This is a genomic window from Agrobacterium sp. SORGH_AS 787 (assembly GCF_030819035.1).
In the GTDB taxonomy this organism is placed as follows: Bacteria; Pseudomonadota; Alphaproteobacteria; order Rhizobiales; family Rhizobiaceae; genus Agrobacterium; species Agrobacterium larrymoorei_B.
This window is the reverse complement of the sequence record NZ_JAUTBG010000002.1, coordinates 511846-537368: the sequence shown is the minus strand read 5'-3', so window position 1 is coordinate 537368 and position 25523 is coordinate 511846. Positions and strand designations below refer to the sequence as shown.

At 58.6% G+C, this 25523-nt stretch carries 23 protein-coding genes; 12 read left to right on the top strand and 11 right to left on the bottom strand.

From position 1 onward, the window contains the following. Positions 1-230: 230 nt before the first annotated feature. On the bottom strand, positions 231-1376 hold the full coding sequence (locus QE435_RS12070; protein ID WP_349041522.1) for a GTP-binding protein: 1146 nt from the start codon (positions 1374-1376) through the stop codon (positions 231-233). A gap of 113 nt (positions 1377-1489) precedes the next feature. Next, on the bottom strand, positions 1490-2284 hold the full coding sequence (locus QE435_RS12065) for a creatininase family protein (protein WP_349041521.1): 795 nt from the start codon (positions 2282-2284) through the stop codon (positions 1490-1492). Between the two features lie 79 nt (positions 2285-2363). On the opposite strand from QE435_RS12065, the gene QE435_RS12060 reads away from it, so the two are divergent. From QE435_RS12060 to QE435_RS12050, 3 genes are all read left to right on the top strand, one after another. After that, a complete protein-coding gene (locus tag QE435_RS12060; protein ID WP_306934401.1) occupies positions 2364-2873 on the top strand; it encodes a MarR family transcriptional regulator in 510 nt (169 codons plus the stop codon). A 123-nt stretch (positions 2874-2996) separates the two neighbouring features. Beyond that, on the top strand, positions 2997-4019 hold the full coding sequence (locus tag QE435_RS12055) for a LacI family DNA-binding transcriptional regulator (RefSeq protein ID WP_062427810.1): 1023 nt from the start codon (positions 2997-2999) through the stop codon (positions 4017-4019). A gap of 175 nt (positions 4020-4194) precedes the next feature. After that, on the top strand, positions 4195-5157 hold the full coding sequence (locus QE435_RS12050; protein WP_349041520.1) for a 2-hydroxyacid dehydrogenase: 963 nt from the start codon (positions 4195-4197) through the stop codon (positions 5155-5157). Positions 5158-5179: 22 nt separating this feature from the next. On the opposite strand, the gene QE435_RS12045 is transcribed toward QE435_RS12050, so the two are convergent. Continuing rightward, a complete protein-coding gene (locus QE435_RS12045; protein ID WP_349041519.1) occupies positions 5180-5935 on the bottom strand; it encodes a gamma-glutamyl-gamma-aminobutyrate hydrolase family protein in 756 nt (251 codons plus the stop codon). 402 nt (positions 5936-6337) lie between these two features. On the opposite strand from QE435_RS12045, the gene QE435_RS12040 reads away from it, so the two are divergent. Beyond that, a complete protein-coding gene (locus QE435_RS12040) occupies positions 6338-7444 on the top strand; it encodes a TRAP transporter substrate-binding protein (RefSeq protein ID WP_306934398.1) in 1107 nt (368 codons plus the stop codon). A gap of 2 nt (positions 7445-7446) precedes the next feature. Here the strand turns inward: QE435_RS12040 and QE435_RS12035 are convergent, their stop codons facing one another. Genes QE435_RS12035 through QE435_RS12025 form a run of 3 tightly spaced genes read right to left on the bottom strand, consistent with a single transcriptional unit; the run spans position 7447 to position 9910 of the window. After that, positions 7447-7782, bottom strand: a complete 336-nt coding sequence (locus QE435_RS12035; RefSeq protein ID WP_349041518.1) for a hypothetical protein — start codon at positions 7780-7782, stop codon at positions 7447-7449. A 58-nt stretch (positions 7783-7840) separates the two neighbouring features. Beyond that, positions 7841-9343: a TRAP transporter large permease subunit gene (locus tag QE435_RS12030; protein WP_349041517.1), complete on the bottom strand. Its 1503-nt coding sequence runs from the start codon at positions 9341-9343 to the stop codon at positions 7841-7843. 27 nt (positions 9344-9370) lie between these two features. Beyond that, a complete protein-coding gene (locus tag QE435_RS12025) occupies positions 9371-9910 on the bottom strand; it encodes a TRAP transporter small permease subunit (protein WP_349041516.1) in 540 nt (179 codons plus the stop codon). 427 nt (positions 9911-10337) lie between these two features. On the opposite strand from QE435_RS12025, the gene QE435_RS12020 reads away from it, so the two are divergent. From QE435_RS12020 to QE435_RS12010, 3 genes are all read left to right on the top strand, one after another. After that, positions 10338-10559: an aa3-type cytochrome c oxidase subunit IV gene (locus QE435_RS12020; protein WP_309771776.1), complete on the top strand. Its 222-nt coding sequence runs from the start codon at positions 10338-10340 to the stop codon at positions 10557-10559. Positions 10560-10646: 87 nt separating this feature from the next. Further along, entirely contained in the window at positions 10647-11180 is a 534-nt protein-coding gene (locus tag QE435_RS12015; RefSeq protein ID WP_349041515.1) for a hypothetical protein, read from the top strand. Between the two features lie 394 nt (positions 11181-11574). Next, positions 11575-12321, top strand: a complete 747-nt coding sequence (locus tag QE435_RS12010; RefSeq protein WP_306934393.1) for a GGDEF domain-containing protein — start codon at positions 11575-11577, stop codon at positions 12319-12321. Between the two features lie 52 nt (positions 12322-12373). Here QE435_RS12010 and QE435_RS12005 read toward each other — a convergent pair whose 3' ends face one another. Then, positions 12374-13240 carry an aldo/keto reductase family oxidoreductase gene (locus QE435_RS12005; protein WP_349041514.1) on the bottom strand — a complete coding sequence of 289 codons (867 nt, stop codon included), beginning with the start codon at positions 13238-13240 and terminating at the stop codon, positions 12374-12376. Between the two features lie 116 nt (positions 13241-13356). Here QE435_RS12005 and QE435_RS12000 point away from each other — a divergent pair, with 116 nt between their 5' ends. Then, complete coding sequence (locus tag QE435_RS12000) at positions 13357-14286, top strand: LysR family transcriptional regulator (RefSeq protein WP_349041513.1); 930 nt, start codon at positions 13357-13359, stop codon at positions 14284-14286. Between the two features lie 118 nt (positions 14287-14404). Here QE435_RS12000 and QE435_RS11995 read toward each other — a convergent pair whose 3' ends face one another. After that, positions 14405-15568 carry a S41 family peptidase gene (locus QE435_RS11995; protein WP_349041512.1) on the bottom strand — a complete coding sequence of 388 codons (1164 nt, stop codon included), beginning with the start codon at positions 15566-15568 and terminating at the stop codon, positions 14405-14407. Positions 15569-15674: 106 nt separating this feature from the next. Between QE435_RS11995 and QE435_RS11990 the strand changes: the two genes are divergently transcribed. Further along, entirely contained in the window at positions 15675-17270 is a 1596-nt protein-coding gene (locus tag QE435_RS11990; protein ID WP_349041511.1) for a hypothetical protein, read from the top strand. Between the two features lie 348 nt (positions 17271-17618). Here the strand turns inward: QE435_RS11990 and QE435_RS11985 are convergent, their stop codons facing one another. Next, entirely contained in the window at positions 17619-18272 is a 654-nt protein-coding gene (locus QE435_RS11985) for a TetR/AcrR family transcriptional regulator (protein ID WP_349041510.1), read from the bottom strand. 221 nt (positions 18273-18493) lie between these two features. Between QE435_RS11985 and QE435_RS11980 the strand changes: the two genes are divergently transcribed. Genes QE435_RS11980 through QE435_RS11970 form a run of 3 tightly spaced genes read left to right on the top strand, consistent with a single transcriptional unit; the run spans position 18494 to position 23741 of the window. Then, positions 18494-19570 (top strand): efflux RND transporter periplasmic adaptor subunit, encoded by a 1077-nt coding sequence (locus QE435_RS11980; RefSeq protein ID WP_349041509.1) that lies wholly within the window; start codon positions 18494-18496, stop codon positions 19568-19570. Continuing rightward, a complete protein-coding gene (locus tag QE435_RS11975) occupies positions 19567-20649 on the top strand; it encodes an efflux RND transporter periplasmic adaptor subunit (protein WP_349041508.1) in 1083 nt (360 codons plus the stop codon). Before QE435_RS11980 ends, QE435_RS11975 begins: the two co-directional genes overlap by 4 nt. Further along, positions 20646-23741, top strand: a complete 3096-nt coding sequence (locus QE435_RS11970) for an efflux RND transporter permease subunit (RefSeq protein WP_349041507.1) — start codon at positions 20646-20648, stop codon at positions 23739-23741. The genes QE435_RS11975 and QE435_RS11970 overlap by 4 nt, the downstream gene beginning before the upstream one ends. A gap of 409 nt (positions 23742-24150) precedes the next feature. Here QE435_RS11970 and QE435_RS11965 read toward each other — a convergent pair whose 3' ends face one another. Beyond that, a complete protein-coding gene (locus QE435_RS11965) occupies positions 24151-24975 on the bottom strand; it encodes a tetratricopeptide repeat protein (RefSeq protein ID WP_349042847.1) in 825 nt (274 codons plus the stop codon). A gap of 226 nt (positions 24976-25201) precedes the next feature. Further along, positions 25202-25429 carry a 30S ribosomal protein S21 gene (rpsU, locus tag QE435_RS11960; protein ID WP_027675524.1) on the bottom strand — a complete coding sequence of 76 codons (228 nt, stop codon included), beginning with the start codon at positions 25427-25429 and terminating at the stop codon, positions 25202-25204. Positions 25430-25523: the final 94 nt, after the last annotated feature.

Genomic DNA, 25523 nt, shown 5'->3' with positions numbered 1-25523 from the left:
TCGTCTTTTTGAGTTTTGGCTGCGGGCGTTGTGGAGACTAGGCCTCTCGGTCGTCATGGTCGGCCCCCGGGTCTCGCCCGAGGGTGACTCGACCATCCATCCCGCCTGTTCCGTATAGAGTGTGCGGCGTGGATCCTCGGGTCAAGCCCGAGGATGACGCGGAGGAGAGGGCGGAGCCCAAGCTTCCCTTGGTTGGCCTAGGGAGAATGGACCGGCGGGGAGGGGAATGCTCAAGCCTTCGCTTCACACGCATGGAAGCTGGCTTCCAGCTTGGCGCGGTCGAGTTCGCGGCCGATGAAGACGAGGCGGCTTTCGCGCTTTTCGCCATCCTTCCACGGGCGTTGGTGGTCGCCCTCGATGATCATGTGCACGCCCTGCACCACGTAACGGTCGGCATCGCCTTTGAAGGCGATGATGCCCTTGAGGCGCAGGATGTTCGGACCGTCGGTCTGCGTCACCTTCTGGATCCAGGGGAAGAAGCGCTCCGGGTTCATCTCGCCGCCACGCAGCGAAACCGACTGGACCGTTACGTCATGGATGGGCGATGGCGCTGCATGGTCATGATCATGGTCGTGATGATGGTGATCATGGTCATGCCCGTGGTGATCGTGGCCGTGATCATGCCCATGATGGTGATGATCATGATCGTGGTGGTGATGGTCGCAATCCGGGCCGCAGACATGATCTTCATGGCCGTGCTCAAGGAAATGCGGATCGTTTTCGAGCGCGCGTTCCAGATTGAAGGCGCCTTGATCCAGGACACGGGCGAGATCGACGCCGGAGCGTTCGGTCTTGTAGATGCGGGCAGACGGGTTGATGGCGCGCACGATATCTTCGATGCGGGCCAGCTCTTCCTTGGTGACGAGGTCGCTCTTGTTGATGACGACGACATCGGCAAAGGCGATCTGGTCTTCGGCCTCGCGGCTGTCCTTCAGACGCAGCGGCAGGTGCTTCGCATCGACGAGTGCGACGACGGCGTCGAGCTCGGTCTTGGCGCGTACATCGTCATCCATGAAGAAGGTCTGGGCGACGGGAACCGGATCGGCAAGGCCGGTGGTCTCGACAATGATGCCATCGAAGCGACCGGGACGGCGCATCAGGCCTTCGACGACGCGGATCAGGTCACCGCGCACCGTGCAGCAAATGCAGCCATTGTTCATCTCGTAGATTTCCTCGTCGGATTCCACGATCAGGTCGTTGTCGATGCCGATTTCGCCGAACTCGTTGACGATCACCGCATATTTCTTGCCATGGTTCTCGGCCAGGATGCGGTTGAGCAACGTGGTCTTGCCGGCACCCAGATAGCCGGTCAGCACGGTGACGGGAATGGGCTTTGCAGCAGCGGCGGTGTTTGCTTCGGTGATTGTTTCGGTCATGGGAAACCTCGATAGGCGGCCGGGTGGCGCGACAGACAAAATGTTGCCGTTCATATAGGCTCGCGAAGAAGGCAGTTCAAAGAAATTCTGTTCAAGAATTTTGATGCTGCGGCTCAATGCCGATCGAAGGCCGTTACATCGAAGGCGCGAACGTCCTCCAGAAGCGCGATCAGGCCGCGCACCGAATGGGCGATGATCTGTTCGCCCTTCTCGGCGGTTGCGGCGGCGGCGTTTCCGGCGACGCCGAGCGGGTTGAGATCGCTCATCATCCAGCCAAAGGCGTGGGGGCCATAGGCGCGCAGATGCGCAAAGCGGCTCGCAAATTCGCTCTGGCGGGAGGAGAAGCTTGCTGCCTTGTCCATGGCAACTTTGTCGGGGTTCAGCGCCAGCATGACGGAGGTTTCGATGTCGCCGCCATGGATATCGATCGCCTTGTCTTCCGGCGCAATCAGCCCCTCGGGCAGGCCAAAGCGCGTCCAGCTGGTGGCGACCGCCAGCATGTTGAAGCGCGTGCGGGCTTCGGTGGCGACGATCGTCATCAGCGGCGCGTTGCCGCCATGGGCATTCAGCATGACGAATTTGCGGATGCCTTTCTCATGCTGGACGCGGGCAATATCCAGCCAGCGATTGACCGCCTCATCGAAGGCAAGCGTCTTCGTGCCGGGCACATCCATGTGTTCTATGGAATAGCCGACCGGTTCGACCGGCAGGAAGGTGGCGGGGACGCTTTGCGGCAGGGTGGCCTTCAGGCGCGAGACGATGCCTGTCGCAATCAGCGTGTCGGTCTCAAACGGTAGATGCGGGCCATGCTGCTCATGGGCGCCAAGCGGCAGGACTGCGATGATCTCCGACGGTTGAAATCCGGCTGTTATCGTTTCGTCGTCAAATTGCGTGTATGTGTGTGGCATATGGCGATCCGCGCCTGTATTCGTTAGAAGTTACAACATCATATAGTCGTTTCGCGATCTGGCAAAAGGCACAGGCTGAATGAGCAAGGACAAGGCCTCCAAAAAGGACAAGTCGTCCAAGAAGGACAAGTCGCAGAAGAAGAAGGATTTCGCCTTCAGCCCGGAAGAGTTGGCGCAATCCCTCACGCAAGCCGCACGCTCTATGCGCACGGCGCTCAGCCATAATCTTGCAACGAGCGGTCTTTATGCGGGCCAGGATGGCGTGATCCTGGCACTTGCGCAGGAAGGCAGCATGACGCCCGGGCAGATTGCCCAGAAGCTCGGTGTGAAGGCGCCGACCATGACCCGCACCATCGGTCGCATGGAAGCGCAGGGCTTTGTCGAGCGCAGTGCCGGCGAGGGTGACGGTCGCCTCACCATGGTGAAGCTGACCGAAGCCGGACAGAAGAGCGTCGATCACATCAACACGTCGCTTGCCACCTGTGGCGCTCGCGCAGTGGAAGGACTGTCGGCCAAAGACGTTAAGAACGTCGTCAAACTCCTGCGCGCCATCGATGCCAATCTGCAGTCCCTGGATTTAATCGATTAAAAAATTGAAGTGAAAGCTTTCAAGAGTTCGCAAAACCCTTAAACCAGTTGCGCGTGTTGTTTAAATTGTTTAGTCACGATTTAAATGTCGCAGTATGGCGACGCGCGATCTCGGGGAGGGGACATGGCGCAAAAGGTCAAGCTTTCAACGATTGCCGAGAGCCTGGGGCTTTCCACGGCGACCATTTCTCTGGCGCTGCGTGACAGCCCGTTGGTGGCGTCCGACACCCGCGAAAAGATCAAGGATCAGGCCCGAGCACTCGGCTATATCTATAACCGTCGCGCCGCCAGCCTTCGCACCTCGCGCTCCGGTATTATCGGCGTCGTCTTTCACGACGTGATGAACCCGTTCTATGGCGAAATTCTCAAGGCCATTGAAAGCGAACTGGACCGCAGCCGCCAGACTTTCATTCTGTCCAACCACTACGACTCGGTGGAAAAGCAACGCACCTTCCTGGAAACGCTGCTGCAGCTTGGCAGCGACGGCGTGATCATGTCGCCGGCAATCGGCACGCCGACGGAAGATCTGAAGCTTGCGGAAGAAAACGGCATGCCGGCCATTCTGGTGGCGCGCTCCATGGATGGTGTCGACATGCCGACCTTTCGCGGCGACGACAGCTACGGCATTTCGCTTGCCACCAATCATCTGATCAGCCTTGGCCACCGCACCATTGCCATGGTGGGTGGCACCGACCAGACATCCACCGGTCGCGACCGCTATCAGGGCTATGTGAATGCGTTGCGCAAGGCTGGTATCGAGGTCGATCCGAATTTGCGCATTCCGGGCGCCCGCTCCAAGCAGGGTGGCTTCGAGGCGGCGGTGAACTTTCTGTCCTTGCCGCAAAAGCCGACTGCCGCCGTCTGCTGGAACGACCTCGTCGCCATCGGCCTGATGAACGGGGTTTCGCGCGCAGGCTTCGTGCCGGGTAAGGATATTTCCGTGACCGGCTATGACGATCTGGAAGAGGCATCGATTTCCACGCCTTCGCTGACGACCGTGTCCAACGGTCAGGCGGAAGTGGGACGGCTTGCGGCCCGTGCGTTGCTCGACAGGCTGGCGGGTAGCCATGAGCCGGACGGCATTCACCTCATCAAGCCGGAAATGCGCATCCGCCAATCCACGGGTCCGTGCATTCCGCGGCAGTAATCCACGACAGTACCAATCTCGTCTTTTCGCGGGTTTCGGTTTTGTCTCGCATCGGTTAGCTTTGCCTTCCGCATCACGGAGCGGTCCCGCCGCTTCGACATTTTTTGCATTTCCGGGTCTTGAGAGCGACCGGCTCTCCTCTCTGGAAATGCGTCTGTAGGAGGAATGACCGCCCATGTCCGATCAGAAACCCGTCGTTCTCGTTCCGGGGAAAATCCATCCGCGCGTGCTGGAGCGCTTTGAAGGCAAGGTGGAGGTCGTTTCCGCGCCAGTAGGTGCAACGCCCACCATCTCTGCCGATGTGGCAGAGCGTGTTCGCGCAGTCGCCGTCTCCGGCAGCGTCAATGCGGCCTGGATCGATGGACTGCCGAACCTTGAGATCATATCCAATTTCGGTGTGGGTTATGATGGCGTCGATGCCAAGCATGCGGCCAAGCGCGGTATCATCGTCACCAACACGCCGGATGTGCTGAATGACGAGGTGGCCGATACGACGATTGCGCTTCTGATCAACACCGTGCGCCGCCTCTATCAGGCCGAGACCTATCTGCGCGAGGGCAAGTGGGTGAAGGAAGGGCCGTTTGCGCTCTCGCCCTTTTCGCTGCGCGGTCGGAAGGTCGGCCTCTTCGGCATGGGCCGCATCGGCCAGGAAATCGCCAAGCGCCTCGAGCCCTTCAAGGTGGAGATCGGCTATCACACGCGCAGCAAGCGCGATGAGCTTTCCTACACCTATTATGCCTCGTTGAAGGACATGGCGACGGCTGTCGACATTCTGATCTGTATCGTGCCGGGCACGCCGGAAACCCATAAGGCGATCAATGCCGATATCCTCTCGGCACTTGGCCCGAACGGCGTGTTCATCAATGTCGGCCGTGGCTCCAGCGTGGATGAAGATGCGCTGATCAAGGCGTTGCAGGATGGCACGCTCGGCGGCGCCGGTCTCGACGTGTTCTATTCGGAGCCAAAGGTGCCCGAAGCGCTATTGTCCTTCGACAATGTTTCGCTGTTGCCGCATGTCGCGTCTGCCTCGGTACCGACGCGCAATGCCATGGCGGATCTCGTGGCGGATAATATTCTCGGCTGGTTTGCGGAGCGGAAGGTGTTGACACCCGTGCCGGAAACACCGGTGAAGGGATAAAAGATAAGGGAGCGAGGCTTTTCTAAGCCTTGCTCGCCTGATATTCGCGCACGGCCTTGCCGAAGGCTTCGAACAGAGCGCGTGAGGGACCATCGGTCTCGGCCCAGTATTCCGGATGCCATTGGACGCCGATGGCAAAGCCTTTGGCGTCGATGACCGAGACGGCCTCAATGGTGCCGTCTTCGGCTGTGGCTTCCACCTGCAGCCGTGGCGCCGTCTCGGCAATGGCCTGGCGGTGGACGGAGTTGATCTGGATCTCACCAGACAGGCCAAGATGCTGCGCGATGCACGAGTCTTCGCGCACATGCACCGGCTGGCGAATGCTGAACATGACATCGCGCTCGGTGGTGTCAGGCTTGCGGTGGTCCCAGCGTCCCGGCAGTTCCTGGATTTCGCTGGCGAGCGTGCCGCCGAGCGCCACGTTCAACTCCTGAATGCCACGGCAGATGGCAAGCATCGGAATGCCACGATCGATCGCGCGGCGGATGAGGTCTAGGCTCGTCGCATCGCGTCCGGCATCGAAGGGGCCATCGGCCTCGGTTGCTTGCTTGCCATAGAGCGAGGGATGCACATTGCTGGCAGAGCCCGAGACGAGCAGCCCATCCACCCGGTCGAGAATGGCGTCAACCTCGTTGCCGCTTTCGAAGGCCGGCACGATCAATGACATGACGCCGGCCACCTTCAGCGCGGCTTTGAGATATTGCGTCTGCGCCGCATGCCACTCGGCACCGTCCACCTGTTTGATATCGGCGGGGATCGCGATGATGGGCTTCGACATGATGGCTCCGAACTTGGCTGCGGTCTTCAAATATATTGTCGTCAGTGAAGCCGAAGGGGTGGATTCGTCAAGCGTTCTCTTCGCTGAAAGCTCTTCCCGGTAACCGCGATCGCTATGGGGGAACGAGGACGGGCCTGTTCAAAACACCGGAGGCTCATCCGACTGTGCGGGAGGAGAAACCTCTGGCTCAGTGACGAAATCTATTGGTCTAAAGTATAAGACAATGCCGATTGGAAAATCGACTTTTCCTCATGGCGATCGATTTTGCCGGTCCCAAGCATATCCGGCGATTTATTCTTTGGTGCGCCGCTTGTCAGTTGCCATGGCCCATGCTTTTCTCACTCCGTGTCGTGTGCGTGGAGGGATGCGACACGATGACAGGTTCGTATCTGGGAGGATAATATGGATCGACGTTCATTCATCAAAAAAGGTGCGTTTGCGGGCACGGGTGCTGCGGCAGCAACGGTTCTGGCCGCACCGGCAATCGCGCAGGACAATGCCAAGATCACATGGAGGTTGACGTCCTCGTTCCCCAAATCGCTCGATACGATCTTTGGCGGCGCGCAGGATATCGCCAACCACGTGAAGAACGCGACCGACGGCAATTTCAACATTCAGGTGTTTGCCGCGGGTGAAATCGTTCCCGGACTGCAGGCGGCGGACGCCGTGTCCTCCGGCACGGTCGAAATGTGCCACACCTGCTCCTATTACTATGTCGGCAAGGACCCGACCTTTGCCATCGGCACTGCCATCCCCTTCGGCCTCAATGCGCGGCTCACCAATTCGTGGTTCTATGAAGGCAATGGCAATACGCTGATGAACGAGTTTTATGCCAAGCATCAGCTCTATGGCATGATCTCCGGCAATACCGGCGTACAGATGGGCGGCTGGTTCCGCAAGGAAATCAACACCGTGGACGACCTCAAGGGCGTGAAGATGCGCATTGCCGGTCTCGCGGGCAAGGTGGTCGAAAAGCTCGGTGTCGTGCCGCAGCAGATCGCTGGCGGCGATATTTACCCCGCCCTGGAAAAGGGCACGATCGACGCGGCCGAATGGGTCGGTCCCTATGACGATCACAAGCTCGGCTTCCAGAAGGTGGCGAAGTATTATTACTACCCGGCCTTCTGGGAAGGCGGTCCGGTCATCCACTCCTTCGTCAATCTCGACAAGTGGAACAGCCTGCCGAAGAACTATCAGGCCGTGCTGCAGGATGCCTGCTCGTTTGCCAACACCAATATGCTGGCGAAATATGATGCCAGGAACCCGAAGGCGATCAAGCAACTGGTTTCCGAGGGCGCCACGCTGCGCCCCTTCAGCCAGGATATTCTGGATGCCTGCTACAAGGCGGCGCTCGAAGTCTACGCGGAAATCTCCGCCGTCAATCCGGACTTCAAGAAGGTCTATGACGACCAGACCGCCTTTAAGCGTGAAGGCTATCTCTGGCTGCAGCTGGCGGAATATACCTATGATACGTTCATGATGATCCAGCAGCGCAACGGCAAGCTGTGACGTTATCCGTAGGATTGATAGGACGCCCGGATCGAAAGGTCCGGGCTTTTTCGTTTGAGCTTAAACCGGGCTCTCGCGCGTTTATGGACAAGTAACGACGCGTGATTATGATCGGCAGCGTTGAGCAGCGAAGCAGCACATTCCGGGGACCAGCCGGAATATCGGCGAGGATAGGCCACGCCGACCTTGGCAAAGGCCTTGCTGTTCAACTGTGGAGGTAGTGCGATGCGTAAACCGCTGAGCATTACGTTTATCGTGAAGAAAAACCGGACAGGCTGGTCAATGACTGTCCGGTTCACATTCTTCAGGAAGTAAATAAACGGAAGGTAGGTGTGCAACCCTACCTTCCACTCCACCAATATAACGCTTTCATCCCTATCAAACAAGCGTTCGCCGTCAGGGATTGATCTTCGGCGGCTCGTTGAGGTTCGGCATGCCGGGCAGACCGTTGCCGCCGCCTTGGCCGGGGATGCCGTCCATGGGGGGTAGGCCGAAATTCGGCATGGTGTTGCCGCCCTGGTTGCCGAAGGCGGGGACCTCGATCTTGATGGTGTTGAGGTCGACCTCCGGGGCCTTGTCCAGCCAGTAGGTGACCGATTCCGGCCAGAAGATGACGATGGCAACGAGGATCAGCTGCATGCCGAGCCAGGGGATGGCACCCATGTAGATGTCCGAAGTCTTGACCGTGCGCGGCGCGATGGAGCGCAGATAGAAGAGCGCGAAGCCGAAGGGCGGGTGCATGAAGCTCGTCTGCATGTTGATGCAGAGCAGAACGCCGAACCAGATGAGATCGATACCGAGCGATTGCGCGATCGGGGCCAGCATCGGCACGACGATGAAGGCGATTTCGAAGAAATCGAGGAAGAAGGCGAGGAAGAAGATGAAGATATTGACGAAGATCAGGAAGCCGATGGGACCGCCAGGAATGCCGGACAGCATGTGCTCGATCCACAGCGATCCATCCATGCCCTGAAACACCAGGGAGAAGCAGGTGGCACCGACCAGAATGAAGACCACCATGGAGGTAATGTGCATGGTGGAGTGCATGCCCTGCTTGACGAGATCCCAGGTGAGGCGACGGTGGGCTGCGGCGAGTGCCATGGCGCCGACGACGCCGAGTGCGCCAGCCTCCGTCGGCGTTGCAAGGCCGAGGAAGATGGTGCCGAGAACGAGGAAGATCAGCACGATGGACGGAATCATGCCGCCCAGCACTTTCAGCACCAGCGCCCGGTTCAGCTCTCCGCGTGCTTCCGGCGGAAGTGCGGGAACATCCTTCGGCCGGAAGACCGAGAGGAAAAGGATGAAGAGCATGAAGATTGCGACCTGCAGGAAGGACGGGCCGATGGCGCCGAGATACATGTCGCCGACGGAGCGGCCGAGCTGGTCGGCCAGAACGATGAGAACGAGAGACGGCGGAATGACCTGTGTGATGGTGCCGGATGCGGCGATGACGCCGGTGGCGACGCGCGGATTATAGCCGTATTTCAACATGATCGGCAGGGAGATGACGCCCATGGTGATGACGGATGCCGCCACCGTGCCGGTGATCGCGCCGAGAATGGCGCCAACCAGAATAACCGCATAGGCAAGGCCACCGGGGATGGCACCGAAGAGCTTGCCGGTGCCCTCTAGCAGATCCTCCGCAAGGCCGCATCGTTCCAGGATTGCCCCCATGAAGGTGAAGAAGGGAATGGCGAGCAGCAGATCGTTGGAGATGATGCCGAAGATGCGCAGCGGCAGCGCCTGCATGAAGGCAGGCGAGAAATGCTCGGTGAAGATGCCGATGACGCCGAAGAGAAGGCCGACAGTGGCAAGCGAAAAAGCGACCGGAAAACCGTAGAGCATGAAGATGATCATGCCTAGGAACATCGCCGGCGGAAGAAAACCGTATTCGAACATCAGAATATCCCTACAAGAGCGCCGGCGTTACTGGAGCGGTTTTTCGTATTTGGTGTCGAGCTGATAGAGCCCGTTCAGCGCGCCGATGCGCTTCACCAGTTCGGATATTCCCTGAAGGACGAGGAGGGCAAAGCCCGCGAAGATGATGAGCTTGACCGGCCAGCGGACGAGGCCGCCGGCATTGGAGGACATTTCGTTTTGCGACCACGACAGCTGGAACATCGGCCAGCTGAGCCAGGCGAGATAGAAGCAGGCGGGAAGCAGAAAGAAAACGATGCCGATAATATCCACCCAGATGCGGGCGCGCGGCGCAATCGCGCCATAGATGATATCGACGCGCACATGCTCATTCATCCGCAGCGTGTAGGACGCGCCGATGAGAACGATGAAGGCGAACATATACCACTGGATTTCCAGGAGGCCGTTCGAGCTGTAATTGAACAGGTAACGCACAATGGCGTTGCCGGCGCTGACAAGGCAGCAGATGAGAACCAGATAGCCTGAGAATTTTCCCAGCGCCTCGCTCAACAGGTCGATGGCGCGGCTCAGTTTCAAAAGCGCGTGCATTGTTTTCCCCTTTCGATCCCTTTGCGGGTTTTCGAGGAGGAATTTTTATGGCGGAAACCCTTCAGGCGGATCGTCCTCCCACGCCTGTTGTCCCCACCAGAAATCCTCCCTGCGTCCATCGTTATGGGCAGGATTTGCCAAATGCAACTAGGAAGAAGGTCGATCATGCACCATCCCGGTCTTTCCTGCACGCCGGTGGCGTCGATGTGACAAATGCCGAGGTTTTCCAGCGGCGCGAGCCCGAGATAATTTGCCCGAATTCGCAGCGATTTTGCCGGGCAAACAGCGACTTGACCGCGTTGCGTCGAGGCAAAATTTTGTGTAGGTCTTGACGCGGAGCGTTCTGTCGCTTGCTTCGTTATCAGGGAAGACGCCATCTTCAGATGGAATGATGACAGCAAGCGCAGATCAATAGAGGGGAAACAGCATGAGCGAACACCATAGCGGTCCAGTCGAAGTCGGTGCGAAGATGGACTTTGCCGAGCATCAGAAGACCTACAATCATTTTCTGGTGGCTTCGAAATATGGCACGATGCTGGTGTGCATGCTGATGGTCGCAATGGCTGTCGGTTTCTTCACCACAGGTGGATTCTTCGGCGGATTGCTGGTCTTCATCATCCTGTCGGCTGCGGGTTTCTTCATTCTCTGAGCCGTCTCGGCCGTTCATCCACGACAGCGCCGCATCCGTCGCGCTTCATCTCACTCTACGTCATAGGACTGAAGAGAGGCGCGTGTCATGAAGGCTCTTTTCCTGGCGCTTTTCCTCGTTGTTTGCGGCTGGCAGGGCGTCGCGGCGCGTGAGTTCACGGCTGATGAAAAAGCCGACCTTCGGGGGCAGATCGAGCGTTTCGAAACCGCGCTGAAGCAGGGCGACTTCAACCTTGTTGCCGAATCCGTTCCACCCAAGGTTCTCGGGCATGTTGCCACCAAGGCCGGTGTGGGTGTTGAGCAGCTGCGAAGCGCGATGCAGGCGCAGATGCAGATCGCGCTCGCCTCGGTCAAGCTTCTCGATTTCGATATGGATTTCGACAAGGCCAGCTACAAACAGGCTCCTGATGGCATGCCCTTTGTGCTCATTCCTTCCCGCAGCCTGATGGAAACGAAAGGTCAGAAGATCGAGGCAAAGACCGCGACGCTGGCGCTGATCGATGATGGAACGTGGTATCTGGTGAGGATCGACGACGCCCAGCAGATCAATATCGTGCGCGCTGTCTATCCCTCCTTAGCCACCGTGGAGTTTCCGGAAGGAACGATGGAAGCGGTGCAGTAAGCTGCCTCTTCTGATATTGCGCCCGTGGTGTCAGCCTTCAGCCACGGAAACCCTCTGACGAGTGTTTCCCAACCCCGGTCAACTCTTCGCGGGCTCTAAGCCATGATGACGGGGCCGCATTGGGCAATCGACGCAGATATCAATCAAACATTCACCTTCGTTCTTCATGCGATGTCAAAACATCCCGTGCAACAGTGCTATCCGGTCGGGGGCGACTACAGCATCGGCAAGGCCAATTCTGTAGATTTTAATGCAGAGCGTCCTTTGTGCGTCCAAAGGGACGTGAGGCGCTCTATCGCTCAAACGAGGAACCTGAAGGTCGATGCTTGCATTTGTTGAACGCCATATAAAGCAGGCTTGCGCCACGGACCGGTTTGAGACCAGGGACAAGGTCTTGTCCTTTTCTTTTCGCATGGCTTTTGCCGTCACGCTGATCGCCGACATATTGAATTTTGTCGCCCATCATCTGCTGAATGCATTGGGCCTGCTGCCCTATGATGTCTGGCCTGCCGTGACAGTGGGCGTGATCATATCGACGGTGGTGGCCTCGTCGCTGACATTTTCCATCGTCTATCTCGTGGGTCTTGCCATCCATCATCTGTCCATCTCGCGCGCGACATTCGAACGGCTGAGCCGCACCGACATGCTGTCGGGGCTCCTCAATCGTCGCGCCTTCATGGAAGAGGTCGCGAAAGCCGACAGTAATGCTTCGCTCATCCTGTTCGATATCGACCGTTTCAAGCGGATCAACGACGAGTTCGGCCACGATGTCGGAGACCATGCGATCGTGACCGTGGCACGGCACCTGATGTCCGCTTTCCCACAACCCCATGTGGTTGCAAGAATTGGCGGCGAGGAGTTCGCCGTTCTGGCCGTTCAGCTCACCGCACAAAAACGTCTCGCGCTGGCCCAAAGATGCAACGAAATGCTGGCAGCCCGGCCGGTGAACATCAAAGACACACTGGTTCACATCACGCTGTCTGGCGGGGTCGCCGACAAGGAATCCTACGCGTCCTTCGAGGATCTGTTCAACGCCTGCGACAGGGCGCTTTACCTGGCGAAATCATCAGGCCGCAACCAGATACTTCATAGCGACCTGTTGCCCGAGGATTTCAAGACAAAGGCCCGCGTGGCTGTTTAGCCGCGCGAGCACTTGTGGCACGACTGATCGCGCCTGACCGTTGGCTCAGGCATCAGGCCTGCATATTATCCAGCTCCGATAATGCGTCCGAGGGAAGCTCGATCGCCGCCGCTGCGAGGTTTTCTCGCAGATGTCCGCGTGACGACGTGCCAGGGATCAGGAGAATGTTCGGCGATCGCTGGAGAAGCCAGGCCAGCGCCACCTGCATCGGCGTGGCGTCGAGCCTTGCGGCCACGTTGGACAGGGTCGAGGATTGCAGCGGCGAGAAGCCGCCAAGCGGGAAGAACGGCACATAGGCGACCCCACGGGAGGCGAGTGTGTCGATCAAGGCGTCGTCCTGCCGATGCGCCAGATTGTACTGGTTCTGCACACCAACGATGTCGGTGATCTTTCCGGCGTCCTCGATCTGCTTCGCGGTGACATTGGACAGGCCGATATGCCGGATCAGCCCCTGTTGTTTCAAATCCGCCAGCGCTTCAAGTGGCTCGTCCAATGAGCCCTCCGCGGTGCCAAACACGTCGAACATGGCGCGCAGGTTCACCACATCGAGTACGTCAAGCCCGAGATTGCGGAGATTGTCATGAACGGCCTGCGTCAGTTCCGCGCGTGAAAATGCCGGGTTCCAGGAAGCGTCCGGGCCTCTGGTCGCGCCGACCTTGGTGACGATCAGAAGGTCGCTGTCATAGGGATGGAGAGCTTCGCGGATGATCTCGTTCGTGACATGCGGGCCATAGAAATCGCTGGTATCGATGTGATTGACGCCGCTTTCCACCGCCTCGCGCAGAACGGCGATGGCCTCCGCACGATCGCGCGGCGGTCCGAAAACGCCCTTGCCCGCCAGCTGCATCGCGCCATAGCCCAGCCTGCGTACGGTGTGATCGCCAAGCGTGAAGGTTCCTGAATTTGCAATCGTGTTCATGGTCTATCTCCTTGTGTCCTTCGAAAATAGACAGATGGCATATATGCGACAAGACGCTATAATCCGGACAGCTTGTCCGCCACAAAGGACAATGGTTTCGGTTGTTGGAGAGCAGGGTGCCGGATTTAACGGATTTGAATGCGTTTCTACTGGTGGCGCGGTCCAAGGGCTTTCGGCAGGCGGCGCGCGAAAGCGGCATCAGCTCTTCGGCCTTGAGCGATGCGGTGAAACGCCTGGAAGACGACCTTGGGGTACGACTGTTCAATCGCACCACACGAAGCGTGCTGATGACGGATGCGGGACGTCTTCTGCTGGAGCGCACCGCACCTGCATTTGCCGAGGTGGCATCGGCATTGAACGAAGTGAAAAGCAGCCGCGGCCGTACCTCGGGCGAGCTTCGGCTCAATGTGCCAATGAGTGCGGCAAAGCTGGTTTTGCCCTCCATCGTGCCGCCGTTTCTGAAGGCCTACCCGGACATCAGGCTGGAAATCGTGACCGATGAGAATTTCGTCGACATCATTCAGGGCGGCTGCGATGCCGGTATCCGTTATGACGAAAGGCTTGAGCAGGATATGGTGGCTTTGCCGATCGGCCCCCGCCAGCAGCGCTTCGCCCTTGCCGCGTCGCCGGAGTATCTTGCAAGAAAGGGCACGCCGCACCATCCGCAAGACCTGCTCTCGCATGACTGCATTCTCGGCCGGTTTTCAGGCCGCGCCATTCCGCCCTGGGAGTTCGAAAGTAACGGGGAAGAGGTCGTCATCAATCCGAAAGGCAGCCTCGTCGTTCAACTGGGTGGCGGCACCGATCTCGGCATCGACGCCGCCATCGCCGGGTCCGGTATGATTTATATTTTCGAGGACTGGCTGACGCCACACTTCGAGCGAGGCGATCTTGTGCCGGTGATGGAAGAATGGTGGCTGCGGTTTCCCGGCCCGTTTCTTTATTATTCCGGACGAAGGCTCGTGCCTGCACCTTTGCGGGCGTTTATCGATTTTGTGCGGCAAATGAGCAGGGATACAGGGAAAGGTTTGCAGTCAGGCCGGTGAATATCAAAGACGGGATTGTTTCCGTTGCTCTCTCTGGCGGCGTCGCCGGAAGGAGTGGTAGGCTCCTTCTGGATGGAGACTATCGGGCCTAAGCCTGAGTATGCATAGAGTTGAAAGGCTACGCAGAAGACATCACGGGATCCGCGCCCGGCGGCCAGTTCCTATAAATGTCGGGCTCAATCCCCAAACCTTCGAATCGCGCGCCATTTGGAAACATCTGCCTCTTGGTGCTGACCCACAACCGCATCCCGTCGCCCAAGTCGCATAGGTAAGGTTGTCCGCTGCTTCCTCCCGTTGTCTCACCCACGATCTCGGCACGTTTGTTGTCTTTGAAAGGCACGACAAAATCCTCAGCAGCTGAGAAGGTGCGTCTATCGATGAGGATTGTCAGCGGTCCTTTGAATGCTTCCTCGATAGGCTCTATCCATTCTGCTTCGAAGACAAGCAAGGAAGCCGGCGCCCCTTGAGCGCGTACAAGGGCGTTCGTGACGGGTGTAACATATCTCCAGAATCGATATCGATCAGGCATGAGTGCGGCGACGAGTTTGTCGGGTGTGTTGCCGCCGGAGTTGCCGCGAACGTCGATCACCAGACGAACGGTGCTGCTGAGCGACTGCAGAAGTTCGATAGCGTCAGTTTCGAAGTGAGGTTGAGCAAAGCTTGGTATGGTCAAGAGGTATCTCTCGCCGTTCTCCAGCCAGCGACCGGTCGTTGCGGTACCGCCCCCGGGTAGCTCCCTTCCACGGTCGATTGTTTTCTTCGAGCCGTCTTCCATCACGATCTCGAAGGAAGGTGGAAACAAGAACGGCTTCGAGAAAAGCCGGGTCCGTTGCTCACGAGTGCTAGACCCCGGCACGAACGCCAAAAGCGTCGAGGCCACCTCATCGATTGGCCGGTCGTCGATCCTGACAATTCGAGCTCCCGGAGCAATATCATCATACGCTGATTTGGTAACGCACCATCCAGCCTCGTCGTGCGTTACCTCCAGCCCTATGGGCGCACCATGCTCCTGCCAGAGCCATTCATCGGAAAATGCGGTATGCCCGTTTCTCAGCTTCGCAATAAACCGCATCGTGGCAAGATCGAAACCCAGGCGATTCGGCACCTCGAAAGCCTCTTCGACATAGGCCTTGAACTCAGCCTCAAAGTCGAAACTGGCAAGTGCCTGGGAGTGCGCGAAGCAAGATCGGATCGCTTCATATATGCCAGCGATGATTTCACCACACCGCGACGCGGACAATGTCGTCTGCGCATCCAATCGATCAGCGTCTTGCGTTGCCATCTCCAGCCTCAGCTCAACAGGCGATATGCAGATGACGGGGCTACATTGTTATCGCCTGACGAATTAAGTATGCAATTTATAACCCCGAATTGCATAGACGGTTTTCATGTTTGGTTTCTTCAAGAAAAAGGTCTGGCCTCCTAACAAGCAAAACCCGCCTTGGGGAAACGCTTCGTCAATCTATGGCCATATCGCTGCCCATACCGGGCCGACGGGCTTGTCGGAAGAGGGCTATGAGCTGCCGGATGAAAAGGTCAGTGATTCCAACAAAATCTCATTCGCACCGGGGGCGATGGACGGAGTCATGAGCCACCACGGTGCTTCCAACTCGGAAGATCAGAGGGTCTTCGAATTATATGGGGCCTTGAAGCGGGCTATAGAAAATGCATCGGACAGCAACATTAGAGCCTTATATTTTCTAATCAAAGACGGCTCGGCCCTCGGGGTCATTGATGAGCTTATGGAAAGAATCAGGTCCGACAGGGCTTTGGACGCTGACCGACTGTACCACATCGTGCATTGGTTTTCGACGCACGCCGCTCACAGAGAGCCGGTGAAGTTTTCTATGGCATTGCTAGGCATGCTCCGGGGAAGCGATGACTCCGAGATTTTCCTGACGCTCGGCAGACATGACGAGTTCACGCTTTATGCCGCTGTCGCAATCTCTGGTAATGTCAGCTACGGCGAAAGAGTACTTTGGAAGTTGGCCAAGACCGTCGAAGGATGGGGACGAATTCACGCTGTAGAGCGGCTTGCGGGCACAGCTGATGAGGAAATCAAGAACTGGCTGGTTCGTGAAGGCTATATAAATGCGGTTATGTATGAATATTTAGCCTGTATTTGCGCTAGGGCCGGTGACCTGCACATCGCGCTTCAGGCTGATCGAATAGATGACGAATTGCTCAATTCTGCCGCCGAAATCGTCGATACCATGATAGTTGGCGACAATGGACCCGCTGAAGGGTTGTCTGACTACGAGCACGGTTACGCGGTCGTGCGCGCACTTTTGGAGCACGGGAAAAGGAGATTTGTTTCCGTTTCGCACTATTCTTTTCTTTTTCGCCTTCGAGATTGGCTCAATGAGCATCAGTCGGGTGAAAGGAAACTGCAGCAAGATTGGCCTGCCGACGGTGTCGATCGCATATTCGCAACTCTCTCCGACATACTGGCCGAAGACCACTGGAAGCGGGAGATATCGAGCGCTCTGGAGTTTGGGGACAGGCGACAGTTTCGGAATGCAAGCAGCGTATGTCAAGAATTTGGAATCGACCCATTTCCCTATTTCTATGCTCGAACCGAATCTGGCGACGAATATTGGTGGGATTTGATGCGCAACTCAGATTCGAAACGTATTGATCAAGTGCTGGAGCTTGGCTTGAAACGCATCCCACTCGATGAAATTGCGACAGGCCCGAGAAACGAGTTGGGCCTCGGCCCGGAATACTCCGCACATACCTCTCTGGACTTCATTTTACAGGAGCTTGGGAAGTTTCCTGGCAAGGGCTGGGCTTTTATTGCCGCGGGACTGCAAAGCCCGGTGGTGAGAAACCGCAATATGTCTGTTCGCGCCCTATCGAGGTGGAATCGAAAAGTCTGGCCTGAGGAAGCCTTAGCTGCCTTGAATCGATTGAAACAATTTGAGGTTAACGACGACGTGCGAACTCGCATCGAAGACGTGTTAGCGGGAAATGAAATTCATTAGACTGTTCAAAGACCCACTAAAGACAATGTCTTCGTACCTGAACCAGAACTCGGCATTCCGATGCTTCCTTCGACGGAATGTGCGAGCCAGCCGAGGACATTGGGTGGGGGCGGACGCGGAGGTCACTGACGCCCAACGGCGGCTAACTCATCGCAGACGCCGGAACCGGATAGTCCGCTTCCGGCCACATTTAAGCCGTCAACGTCGATCCAGATCATGTCTCCTTTTGGCGCAAACCAGTCCCAGAGAAGAGATCAAGGAAGCTGACTGCCTCTTGCGTTGGCGTCAGTTCCCCTGTCAGCGTCGGTGCATCTTTCGTTATCGCGACCCCTGCTCGCCGACCCGCCCTCAACCTTCCCCGCCCTTCTTCACCAAAAGACCATTCATCAACAGGTCGAGATGGGCGTTCAGATAGGCGTCCATATCCATCTCCAGCCGCTCATCGAAGATGATCCTGAGAACCGCGAGCGTCATCAGCGGCGAGATGATCAGTTCGGGAAAGGCCAGATAGTCGTCTCTCAGTTCGCCGATGGCGGCACCTTCCTTGACGAGTTCGGTCACCCTGTCCATCAGCGGCTGGAAGACGTGCTGTTCGTGGCGCGCGACGATGTCGGGGAATTTCTGGCCTTCGGAGATGATCAGCTTCAGCACCTCGCGGTTTTCGCTGTCGCTGCGCAGATGGGCGTACAGGGCTGCGAGCAAGGATCTCAGCCGCTCCGCGGGTGTGCCTTCGTGGGTGTTGGTATGTTTGACGATATCGGCGAAGGACGTCGAGGCGTGGCGGATGGTGGCTTCGAAGAGGATTTCCTTGGTCTCGAAATACACATAGACGGTGCCCTTGGTGACGCCGACATGTTTGGCGATATCCTCGACCCGTGTTGCGGCATAACCGTTCTTGACGAATTCGGTGAAGGCTGCGTCCAGGATCTGAGCGGGGCGGAGTTGCTTCTGCTCGGCGCGCGTCAGTTTCTTTCCCACCTTGGATTGGCACAGCTTAAACATCGGTGATCGGCATCCCATTCATTCGGCATCGATAGCTCTAAAGCAAACTGCGATCTTCCAGATTCGCTTCCCGGATTTGTTTTATCGCATATCGTTATCGCAAAACCACGCACAGCTTTTTTGTGTTCCGTGGACAAGAAGTTATCATTGACTTTCCGGTCAGTCAAATATACGCACTCCCGACATCTCGATGATAAGGCCCAGCCATGAAGCAGCCACCCATGAAGCAAATTTTGAGCGTTCTCCTGATTGCGAGCGCCGGTTTTTTGACCGCGTGCAGTCAAAAGGAAGATGGAGGAGAGCCGGACCTTAGACAGGTGCGGGTGGTGACGGTTGAGAACAGCCAGGTCGTCTCCGGCGGGGCGGTGACCGGTGAAATCCGCGCGCGCGTCGAGACCGATCTTTCTTTCCGGGTGGGCGGCAAGATCATCGATCGTCAGGTCGATGTCGGAGACCATGTGAGAGCGGGCCAAGTTCTGGCGCGCATCGATGCCGAAGAGCAGCAGGCAGATCTGGCGGTTGCTGAGGCCAATCTCGAGGCAGCCGTGGCGCAGCGCATCCAGGCGGAACTGGCCTTTGCCCGTCAGCAGAAACTTTTCGAAACGCAGGTCACGCCACGCTCGGCGCTGGATCAGGCGCAGGAGGCGCTTTCGACCGCGCAAGGCAGCGAGCGGGCGGCGGAAGCCCAGCTTGGCAGCGCCAAGGAAGCGCTGTCCTATACGGAGCTCAAGGCCGATCAGGATGGTGTGATCACTGCGCGCAATGCCGAAGTGGGCCAGGTGGCGCAGGCGGCCTCGGCCATTTTCACGCTGGCGCAGGACGGACCGCGCGATGCGATCTTCGAGGTGGTGGAGACGCTCTTCCTCGGCCGCGAGATTCAGCCCGAGGTGAAGATCACGCTTCTGACCGATCCGGGGCGGCAGGTGACCGCGAAGGTCCGCGAGATCTCGCCCACCATCGATTCCTCCACGGGAACGGTAAAGGTGAAGGTGGGGCTTGGCGTTGACGTTCCGATGCCGCTCGGCGCAGCCGTGCAGGGGAACTTCCTCTATGAGCCGGAGGCCGCGATGGTACTGCCGTGGTCGGCGATGTCTTCCAAGGATGGCAAGCCTGCCGTCTGGGTGGTCGATCCGGCCTCGTCCAAGGTGGCGCTGCGTGTGATCGAGGTCGAAGATTATGAAACGGGTCATTTCATCGTCAAGCAGGGGCTGAAGCCCGGTGAGAGCGTCGTGGCGGAGGGGGCCAAATTCCTCCGCCCGGATGAAAAGGTCGCGTTCGAGAAGGTGGCAGCACGATGATGAGAACCCATATCGCGACCCTCCTTCTGTCGGGGCTGCTGCTTGCGGGTTGCAGCGAGGATCAATCCGAGGCTCCGCCGCCACCGCGCCCTGTGCTCTCGGTGGTGGCGAAGGAAGTGCCGACCCAGTCTCTGAGCTTTGCAGGCACGGTCACTCCGCGTTTTGAGGCGCAGCTTGGTTTTCGCACGCTGGGGCGGCTGACCTCGCGCACCGTCAGCGTCGGCGATCTCGTGGAGAAGGGGCAGGTCATTGCTACCATCGATCCGACATCGCTGGAGCTTGCGGTTCGCAGCGCCCAGTCGGATCTTTCCAATGCGCAGGCGCAGCTTCGCAATGCGCAGAGCACGCAGCAACGCCAGTTGCAGCTTGCCGAAACACGCTCCGGCACGCGGGCCGCATTGGAAGAGGCGGAACAAGGTCTGAAGACCGCGAGCGCCTCTGTGGCGCGGGCGCAGGCCAATCTCAACAAGGCCAATGAGCAGCTCGGTTACGCCCAGCTTGCCGCCGAATTCGATGGCGTGGTGACCGCAACCTCGGCAGAACTCGGCCAGGTCGTGACCGTCGGCCAGGTGGTGGTGACGATTGCCAAGCCCGATGAGCGCGATGCGGTGATCGACGTGCCGCAGTCCATTGCTGAGCAGTTGAAGCTTGGCACGCCTTTCGATGTTGCCTTGCAACTCGATCCGCAGGTGCGGGTAACGGGCACGGTGCGTGAGATCGCGCCGCAGGCCGATACCGCCACGCGCACGCGCCGCACGAAGATTGCGCTCGACCATCCGGGTGATGCCTTCCGGCTGGGTGCGGTGATCCGCGCCTCGGCCAGCATCGCCTCCAAACCCAATCTGATGCTGCCCGCAACGGCCATTCGCACGCGTGACAAGGACACTGCCGTGTGGATCGTCGATGAGGCCGCCGCCAAGGTGACGCTTCGTCCGGTCGTGCTGGAAGGCCCGCCCAATGCCTATGGCTATGTGGTCATCAAGGAGGGCGTGAAGCCGGGGGAGCGCGTCGTTATTGCAGGCGTCAACTCGCTTGAGGACGGGCAGTCCATTCGCATCGATCAGGAGCGCGTACAGTGAAAAAGTTCAATCTCTCCGAATGGGCATTGGCGCACCGCTCGCTCGTCTCCTATTTCATGATCGTCTTCCTGATCGCCGGGGTCTTTTCCTATCTCAATCTTGGGCGTGAGGAAGATCCGAACTTCACCATCAAGACCATGGTGATCTCCGCCGCCTGGCCGGGCGCGACGGCGGAAGAGGTCAGCCGTCAGGTGACGGACCGTATCGAGAAGAAGTTGCAGGAGCTGGAATCGCTCGATTATACCCGCAGCGAAACCACCGCCGGCAAGACCACCGTCTTTCTCGAGCTTCTGCCCACCACCAAGGCGCGGGATGTGGAGCCGACATGGCGCCGCGTCCGCAACATGATTTCCGATATCAAGGGTGAGTTTCCCTCCGGTGTGCAGGGGCCGTTCTTCAACGATCGCTTCGGTGACGTGTTTGGCAACATCTTTGCCTTCACCAGCGACGGGCTTTCCCAACGGCAACTGCGCGATCTGGTGGAAGATGCGCGCTCCAAGATCCTGACCATCGAGAATGTCGGCAAGGTCGACATTATCGGGGCGCAGGACGAGGCGATCTATCTGGAGTTTTCCACCCGCAAGATCGCAGCGCTCGGCATCGATCGTCAGGCGATCATCGCCACCTTGCAGGCGCAGAATGCGGTCACCCAATCCGGTTTCGTGACTGCCGGGCCGGAGCGCATTGCCATCCGTGTGGGCGGGCAATTCGCCTCGGAAAACGCCCTGGAATCGATCAATCTGCGCGTCAATGATCGCTTCTTCCCGCTGACGGATGTGGCGACGATCCATCGCGGCTATGTCGATCCGCCGACAGCACTCTTCCGTTACAACGGCAAGCCGGCCATCGGTCTTGCCATCGGCATGCGGGCCGGTGCCAACCTGCTGGAGTTCGGTGAGGCCGTCGACGAGCACATCAAGGCGGTCGTCGCCGACCTGCCGATCGGCGTCGAGGTCAACCGCGTGTCCGATCAGCCGGCGGTGGTGGAGGAGGCGGTCTCCGGCTTCACCCACGCGCTTTTCGAGGCGGTGGCGATCGTTCTCATCATCAGCTTCATCAGCCTTGGGCTTCGCGCCGGTCTGGTGGTGGCGGTCTCCATTCCGCTCGTGCTGGCCATCACCTTCGTCTACATGGAATATTCCGGCATTTCGCTTCAGCGCATTTCGCTTGGCGCGCTGATCATCGCGCTCGGCCTTCTCGTGGATGACGCGATGATTGCGGTGGAGATGATGGTGGCGCGGCTGGAGGCGGGCGACGACCTGCGCAAGGCGGCGACCTATGTCTATACGTCCACCGCCTTCCCTATGCTGACCGGCACGCTGGTCACCGTCGCGGGCTTCATTCCGATCGGTCTCAACAGCAGTGCGGCGGGCGAGTTTACCTTTACGCTGTTCGTCGTCATTGCGGTTTCGCTACTGGTGTCGTGGATCGTCGCGGTGCTCTTCACCCCGCTTCTCGGCGTCTTGATGCTGCCCAAGCAGATGAAGAAGCATCACGACAAAAAGGGCCGGTTTGCGACCATCTTCTCGGGCCTGCTGACGACCGCCATGCGCTGGCGCTGGGTGACCATTCTGTTGACGATCGGTGTCTTCGGCGTGTCCGTTGCGGGCATGGGTCTGGTGCAGCAGCAGTTCTTCCCAAGCTCCGACCGTCCCGAACTGATCATCGACTGGAACCTGCCGCAGAACAGCTCGATTGCCGAGACCAACCGGCAGATGGCAAAGTTCGAGCAGGACAAGCTCGCCAATAATCCCGATATCGACCACTGGACGACCTATGTGGGGCAGGGCGCGCCGCGCTTCATTCTGTCCTTCGACGTGCAGAGCCAGAACGTCTTCTTCGGCCAGACGGTGATCGTGCCGAAGAGCCTGGAAGCGCGTGACCGCGTGCGCGGTGATTTCCAGAAATATCTGAACGAGACCTTCCCCGGCACCGATGCCTTCGTGAAGCTGCTCGATATCGGCCCGCCGGTCGGCAAGCCGGTGCAGTACCGCATCAGCGGACCGGACATCCAGAAGGTGCGGGACATCTCCATGCGCTTTGCCGGTGTCGTCGGCCAGCATCCGCTCTTGACCAACATGATCTATGACTGGAACGAGCCATCGCGCGTGGTGAAGGTCGATGTGTTGCAGGACAAGGCCCGCCAGCTTGGCGTGAGTTCGGAAGATATCGCCACCGTGCTGAACAGCATCGTGGAAGGATCGAGCGCCACGCAGGTGCGCGACAATATCTACCTCATCGACGTGATTGGGCGCGCAGCGGCCGATGAGCGCGGTTCGATCGAGACGCTGCAGAACCTGCAGATTGCAGGCTCGGACGGGAAGCTGATCCCGCTCTCGGCGGTGGCAAACCTGCGTTATGATGTGGAACAGGCGATGATCGCATCGCGCGATCGCATCCCGACCATCACGCTGAAAGCCGCGATCAAGGGCCCGACCCAGCCTGCGACGATCGTTACCCAGCTTCAGCCGCAGGTGGATGCCTTCATCAAGACGCTGCCGGTGGGTTACAAGATCGAGATCGGCGGCGCGGTGGAATCGAGCGCCGAGGCGCAAGGGCCGATTGCCGCCGTTGCACCGCTGATGCTCTTTGCCATGGCGACGATCCTGATGATCCAGCTGCAAAGCTTCAGCCGTCTGTTCCTGGTCTTTGCCGTGGCCCCTACGGCGTTGATCGGCGTGGTGGCGGCACTGCTTCTCAGCAAAGCACCAATGGGCTTCGTGGCGATCCTCGGCATTCTGGCGCTGATCGGCATCCTCATCCGAAACTCGGTCATTCTCGTCGTGCAGATCGAGGATCTGCGCAAGGAAGGCATGCCCGCCTGGCATGCGGTGATCGAGGCGACCGAACACCGCATGCGCCCGATCATGCTGACCGCGGCGGCGGCGACACTGGCACTGATCCCGATTTCACGCGAAGTCTTCTGGGGCCCGATGGCCTATGCGATGATGGGCGGTATCGTGGTTGGCACGGTGCTGACGCTGCTTTTCCTGCCGGCGCTTTACGTGACATGGTTCCGGATCAAGCCGGAGGAAAAGAAGTCTGAGCCAGAGGCGAAGGCCGAGGCCGAAGGCGATGCCAAGCCTGCATGACAAAACAAGCTGGGGGCGATCCCTTTTAAGTTCTGAATCTGGGGCTTACCCCCCTCTGTCCTGCCGGACATCTCCCCCCTTGAGGGGGAGATGTCCGGCAGGACAGAGGGGGGTGTAGAACCTCTCGGGCAGAGCTACCAGAAAGAAGAGAGGTGGGGCGACCGAAAGAGAAAACCTCTCAATCTTCATCCTCGGGCTTGACCCGAGGATCCATGCTTCCAAGTGCTTAACGGTCGGGTCGTGGATCCTCGCCTCAAGGGTGAGGATGACGGGGAGGAGGGGTTCAGCTTCGCATCAACGTCGCACGGAAGGAAACCCGCCTGCCTCATATGACAGAGTACACGGAAGAATAGCCATTCGCGTCTTTGACTGTGGCGTCCGGAAGGACGGATGGCGTTCGGAGGAAGGTTTACGACGCGCCAGCGCCGCGCATGCGGGCGAGGCCGTCGACGGCGGGCTTGTATTTGGGGTCGAGGCGGGCGGCGTGGTTGTAGGACTTCAGCGCCTTGTCGCGTTCGCCGCGGCGCTCATAGACCAGCGCCTGGTTGGCCCAGGATTCGGCACGGCTGTCATCCAGCGCAATGGCGTGGTTGAAATCGGCGAAGGCGTTTTCGTCGTCGTTCAGTGCCACGTAGGAAATGCCGCGGCCATTATAGGGCTCCGGCGAGTTGGGCGAGAGCGAGATGGCCTTGGAGAAGTCTTCGATCGCCTGGCTGTGCTGGTTGCGCAGCTGGTAGATCAGACCGCGATTGTGATAGGCGCGGCCATCGGTCGTATCGGTGTTGATGGCGGCGGTGAAGTCGTTGAAGGCTTCGTTGGTGCGGCCGGTCTGGCGGTAGAGGTTGCCGCGGCCGATGAGCGCCACGTCGTAATTCGGATTGATCTGCAGCGCGCTGTTGTAATCCTGAAGCGCCTGCTGCTGCTGTCCCATGTTGCGGTAGACGAGCGCGCGGTTGGCGTAGGCCTGGTAGAAGCGCGGGTTGAGCTTCAGGGCCTGATTGAAATCGGCAATGGCGCGCTTGGAGTCACCGGCGCGACCGTAGGCCGAGCCACGGACATTGTAGCCTTCGGGATCCTGCGGGTTGGCATTGATGACCGACGTCAGCGAGGCGATGTTCTGCTCGGATCCTTGGGCACGGTCGATCTGGAACACGTCGTTCGTCTGGGTGGTGGTGGCGCAGCCGGCAAGAGCCGCAACCATGCCGCAGAGGATGAAGGTGGACGAAAGCCGCATGGTTTTTCTCTGAGATACGCCGTGGGAGAGGGCGGAAGGACGTCTGGATTCACGGGTATCAACAGCGTTCATGCGATATGGGTTCCCTCTCAAGGCTGATCATGCGGAGCCAATTATGCAAGGCCCGATCGTGCAAGCGAATTCAGATAGGCGCAAAGTCAAAGAGCGGCGGCGAAAAAATCGCCCCCGCCCCATAAGCATTCAAAAACGTCGAAAAGACGGCCTATTAACGGCTCGCGCGAGGAGCAGCAATCAGACCTTCGCGCTGCATGCGCTTGCGAGCCAGCTTGCGAACGCGGCGAACGGCTTCAGCCTTTTCGCGAGCGCGCTTCTGCGAAGGTTTCTCGTAGTAATCGCGCATCTTCATTTCGCGGAAGATACCTTCGCGCTGCATCTTCTTCTTGAGAGCGCGAAGCGCCTGATCAACGTTGTTATCGCGGACTAGTACCTGCACGTGAATCCCGTTCCTTTAGGTTGGTTATCTTGCCTTGCGAATAAAGGCATTCGCAGGCAAACAAAAAATCGTTCGTGTGGCCGGGTTGGCCGCG

What these genes read in the sequence shown, in the direction of transcription:
- QE435_RS12070 (WP_349041522.1), bottom strand. Translation starts at nt 1,376, where the DNA reads ATGACCGAAACAATCACCGAAGCAAACACCGCCGCTGCTGCAAAGCCC.
- QE435_RS12065 (WP_349041521.1), bottom strand. Translation starts at nt 2,284, where the DNA reads ATGCCACACACATACACGCAATTTGACGACGAAACGATAACAGCCGGA.
- QE435_RS12060 (WP_306934401.1), top strand. Translation starts at nt 2,364, where the DNA reads ATGAGCAAGGACAAGGCCTCCAAAAAGGACAAGTCGTCCAAGAAGGAC.
- QE435_RS12055 (WP_062427810.1), top strand. Translation starts at nt 2,997, where the DNA reads ATGGCGCAAAAGGTCAAGCTTTCAACGATTGCCGAGAGCCTGGGGCTT.
- QE435_RS12050 (WP_349041520.1), top strand. Translation starts at nt 4,195, where the DNA reads ATGTCCGATCAGAAACCCGTCGTTCTCGTTCCGGGGAAAATCCATCCG.
- QE435_RS12045 (WP_349041519.1), bottom strand. Translation starts at nt 5,935, where the DNA reads ATGTCGAAGCCCATCATCGCGATCCCCGCCGATATCAAACAGGTGGAC.
- QE435_RS12040 (WP_306934398.1), top strand. Translation starts at nt 6,338, where the DNA reads ATGGATCGACGTTCATTCATCAAAAAAGGTGCGTTTGCGGGCACGGGT.
- QE435_RS12030 (WP_349041517.1), bottom strand. Translation starts at nt 9,343, where the DNA reads ATGTTCGAATACGGTTTTCTTCCGCCGGCGATGTTCCTAGGCATGATC.
- QE435_RS12025 (WP_349041516.1), bottom strand. Translation starts at nt 9,910, where the DNA reads ATGCACGCGCTTTTGAAACTGAGCCGCGCCATCGACCTGTTGAGCGAG.
- QE435_RS12020 (WP_309771776.1), top strand. Translation starts at nt 10,338, where the DNA reads ATGAGCGAACACCATAGCGGTCCAGTCGAAGTCGGTGCGAAGATGGAC.
- QE435_RS12015 (WP_349041515.1), top strand. Translation starts at nt 10,647, where the DNA reads ATGAAGGCTCTTTTCCTGGCGCTTTTCCTCGTTGTTTGCGGCTGGCAG.
- QE435_RS12005 (WP_349041514.1), bottom strand. Translation starts at nt 13,240, where the DNA reads ATGAACACGATTGCAAATTCAGGAACCTTCACGCTTGGCGATCACACC.
- QE435_RS11995 (WP_349041512.1), bottom strand. Translation starts at nt 15,568, where the DNA reads ATGGCAACGCAAGACGCTGATCGATTGGATGCGCAGACGACATTGTCC.
- QE435_RS11990 (WP_349041511.1), top strand. Translation starts at nt 15,675, where the DNA reads ATGTTTGGTTTCTTCAAGAAAAAGGTCTGGCCTCCTAACAAGCAAAAC.
- QE435_RS11985 (WP_349041510.1), bottom strand. Translation starts at nt 18,272, where the DNA reads ATGTTTAAGCTGTGCCAATCCAAGGTGGGAAAGAAACTGACGCGCGCC.
- QE435_RS11980 (WP_349041509.1), top strand. Translation starts at nt 18,494, where the DNA reads ATGAAGCAAATTTTGAGCGTTCTCCTGATTGCGAGCGCCGGTTTTTTG.
- QE435_RS11975 (WP_349041508.1), top strand. Translation starts at nt 19,567, where the DNA reads ATGATGAGAACCCATATCGCGACCCTCCTTCTGTCGGGGCTGCTGCTT.
- QE435_RS11965 (WP_349042847.1), bottom strand. Translation starts at nt 24,975, where the DNA reads ATGCGGCTTTCGTCCACCTTCATCCTCTGCGGCATGGTTGCGGCTCTT.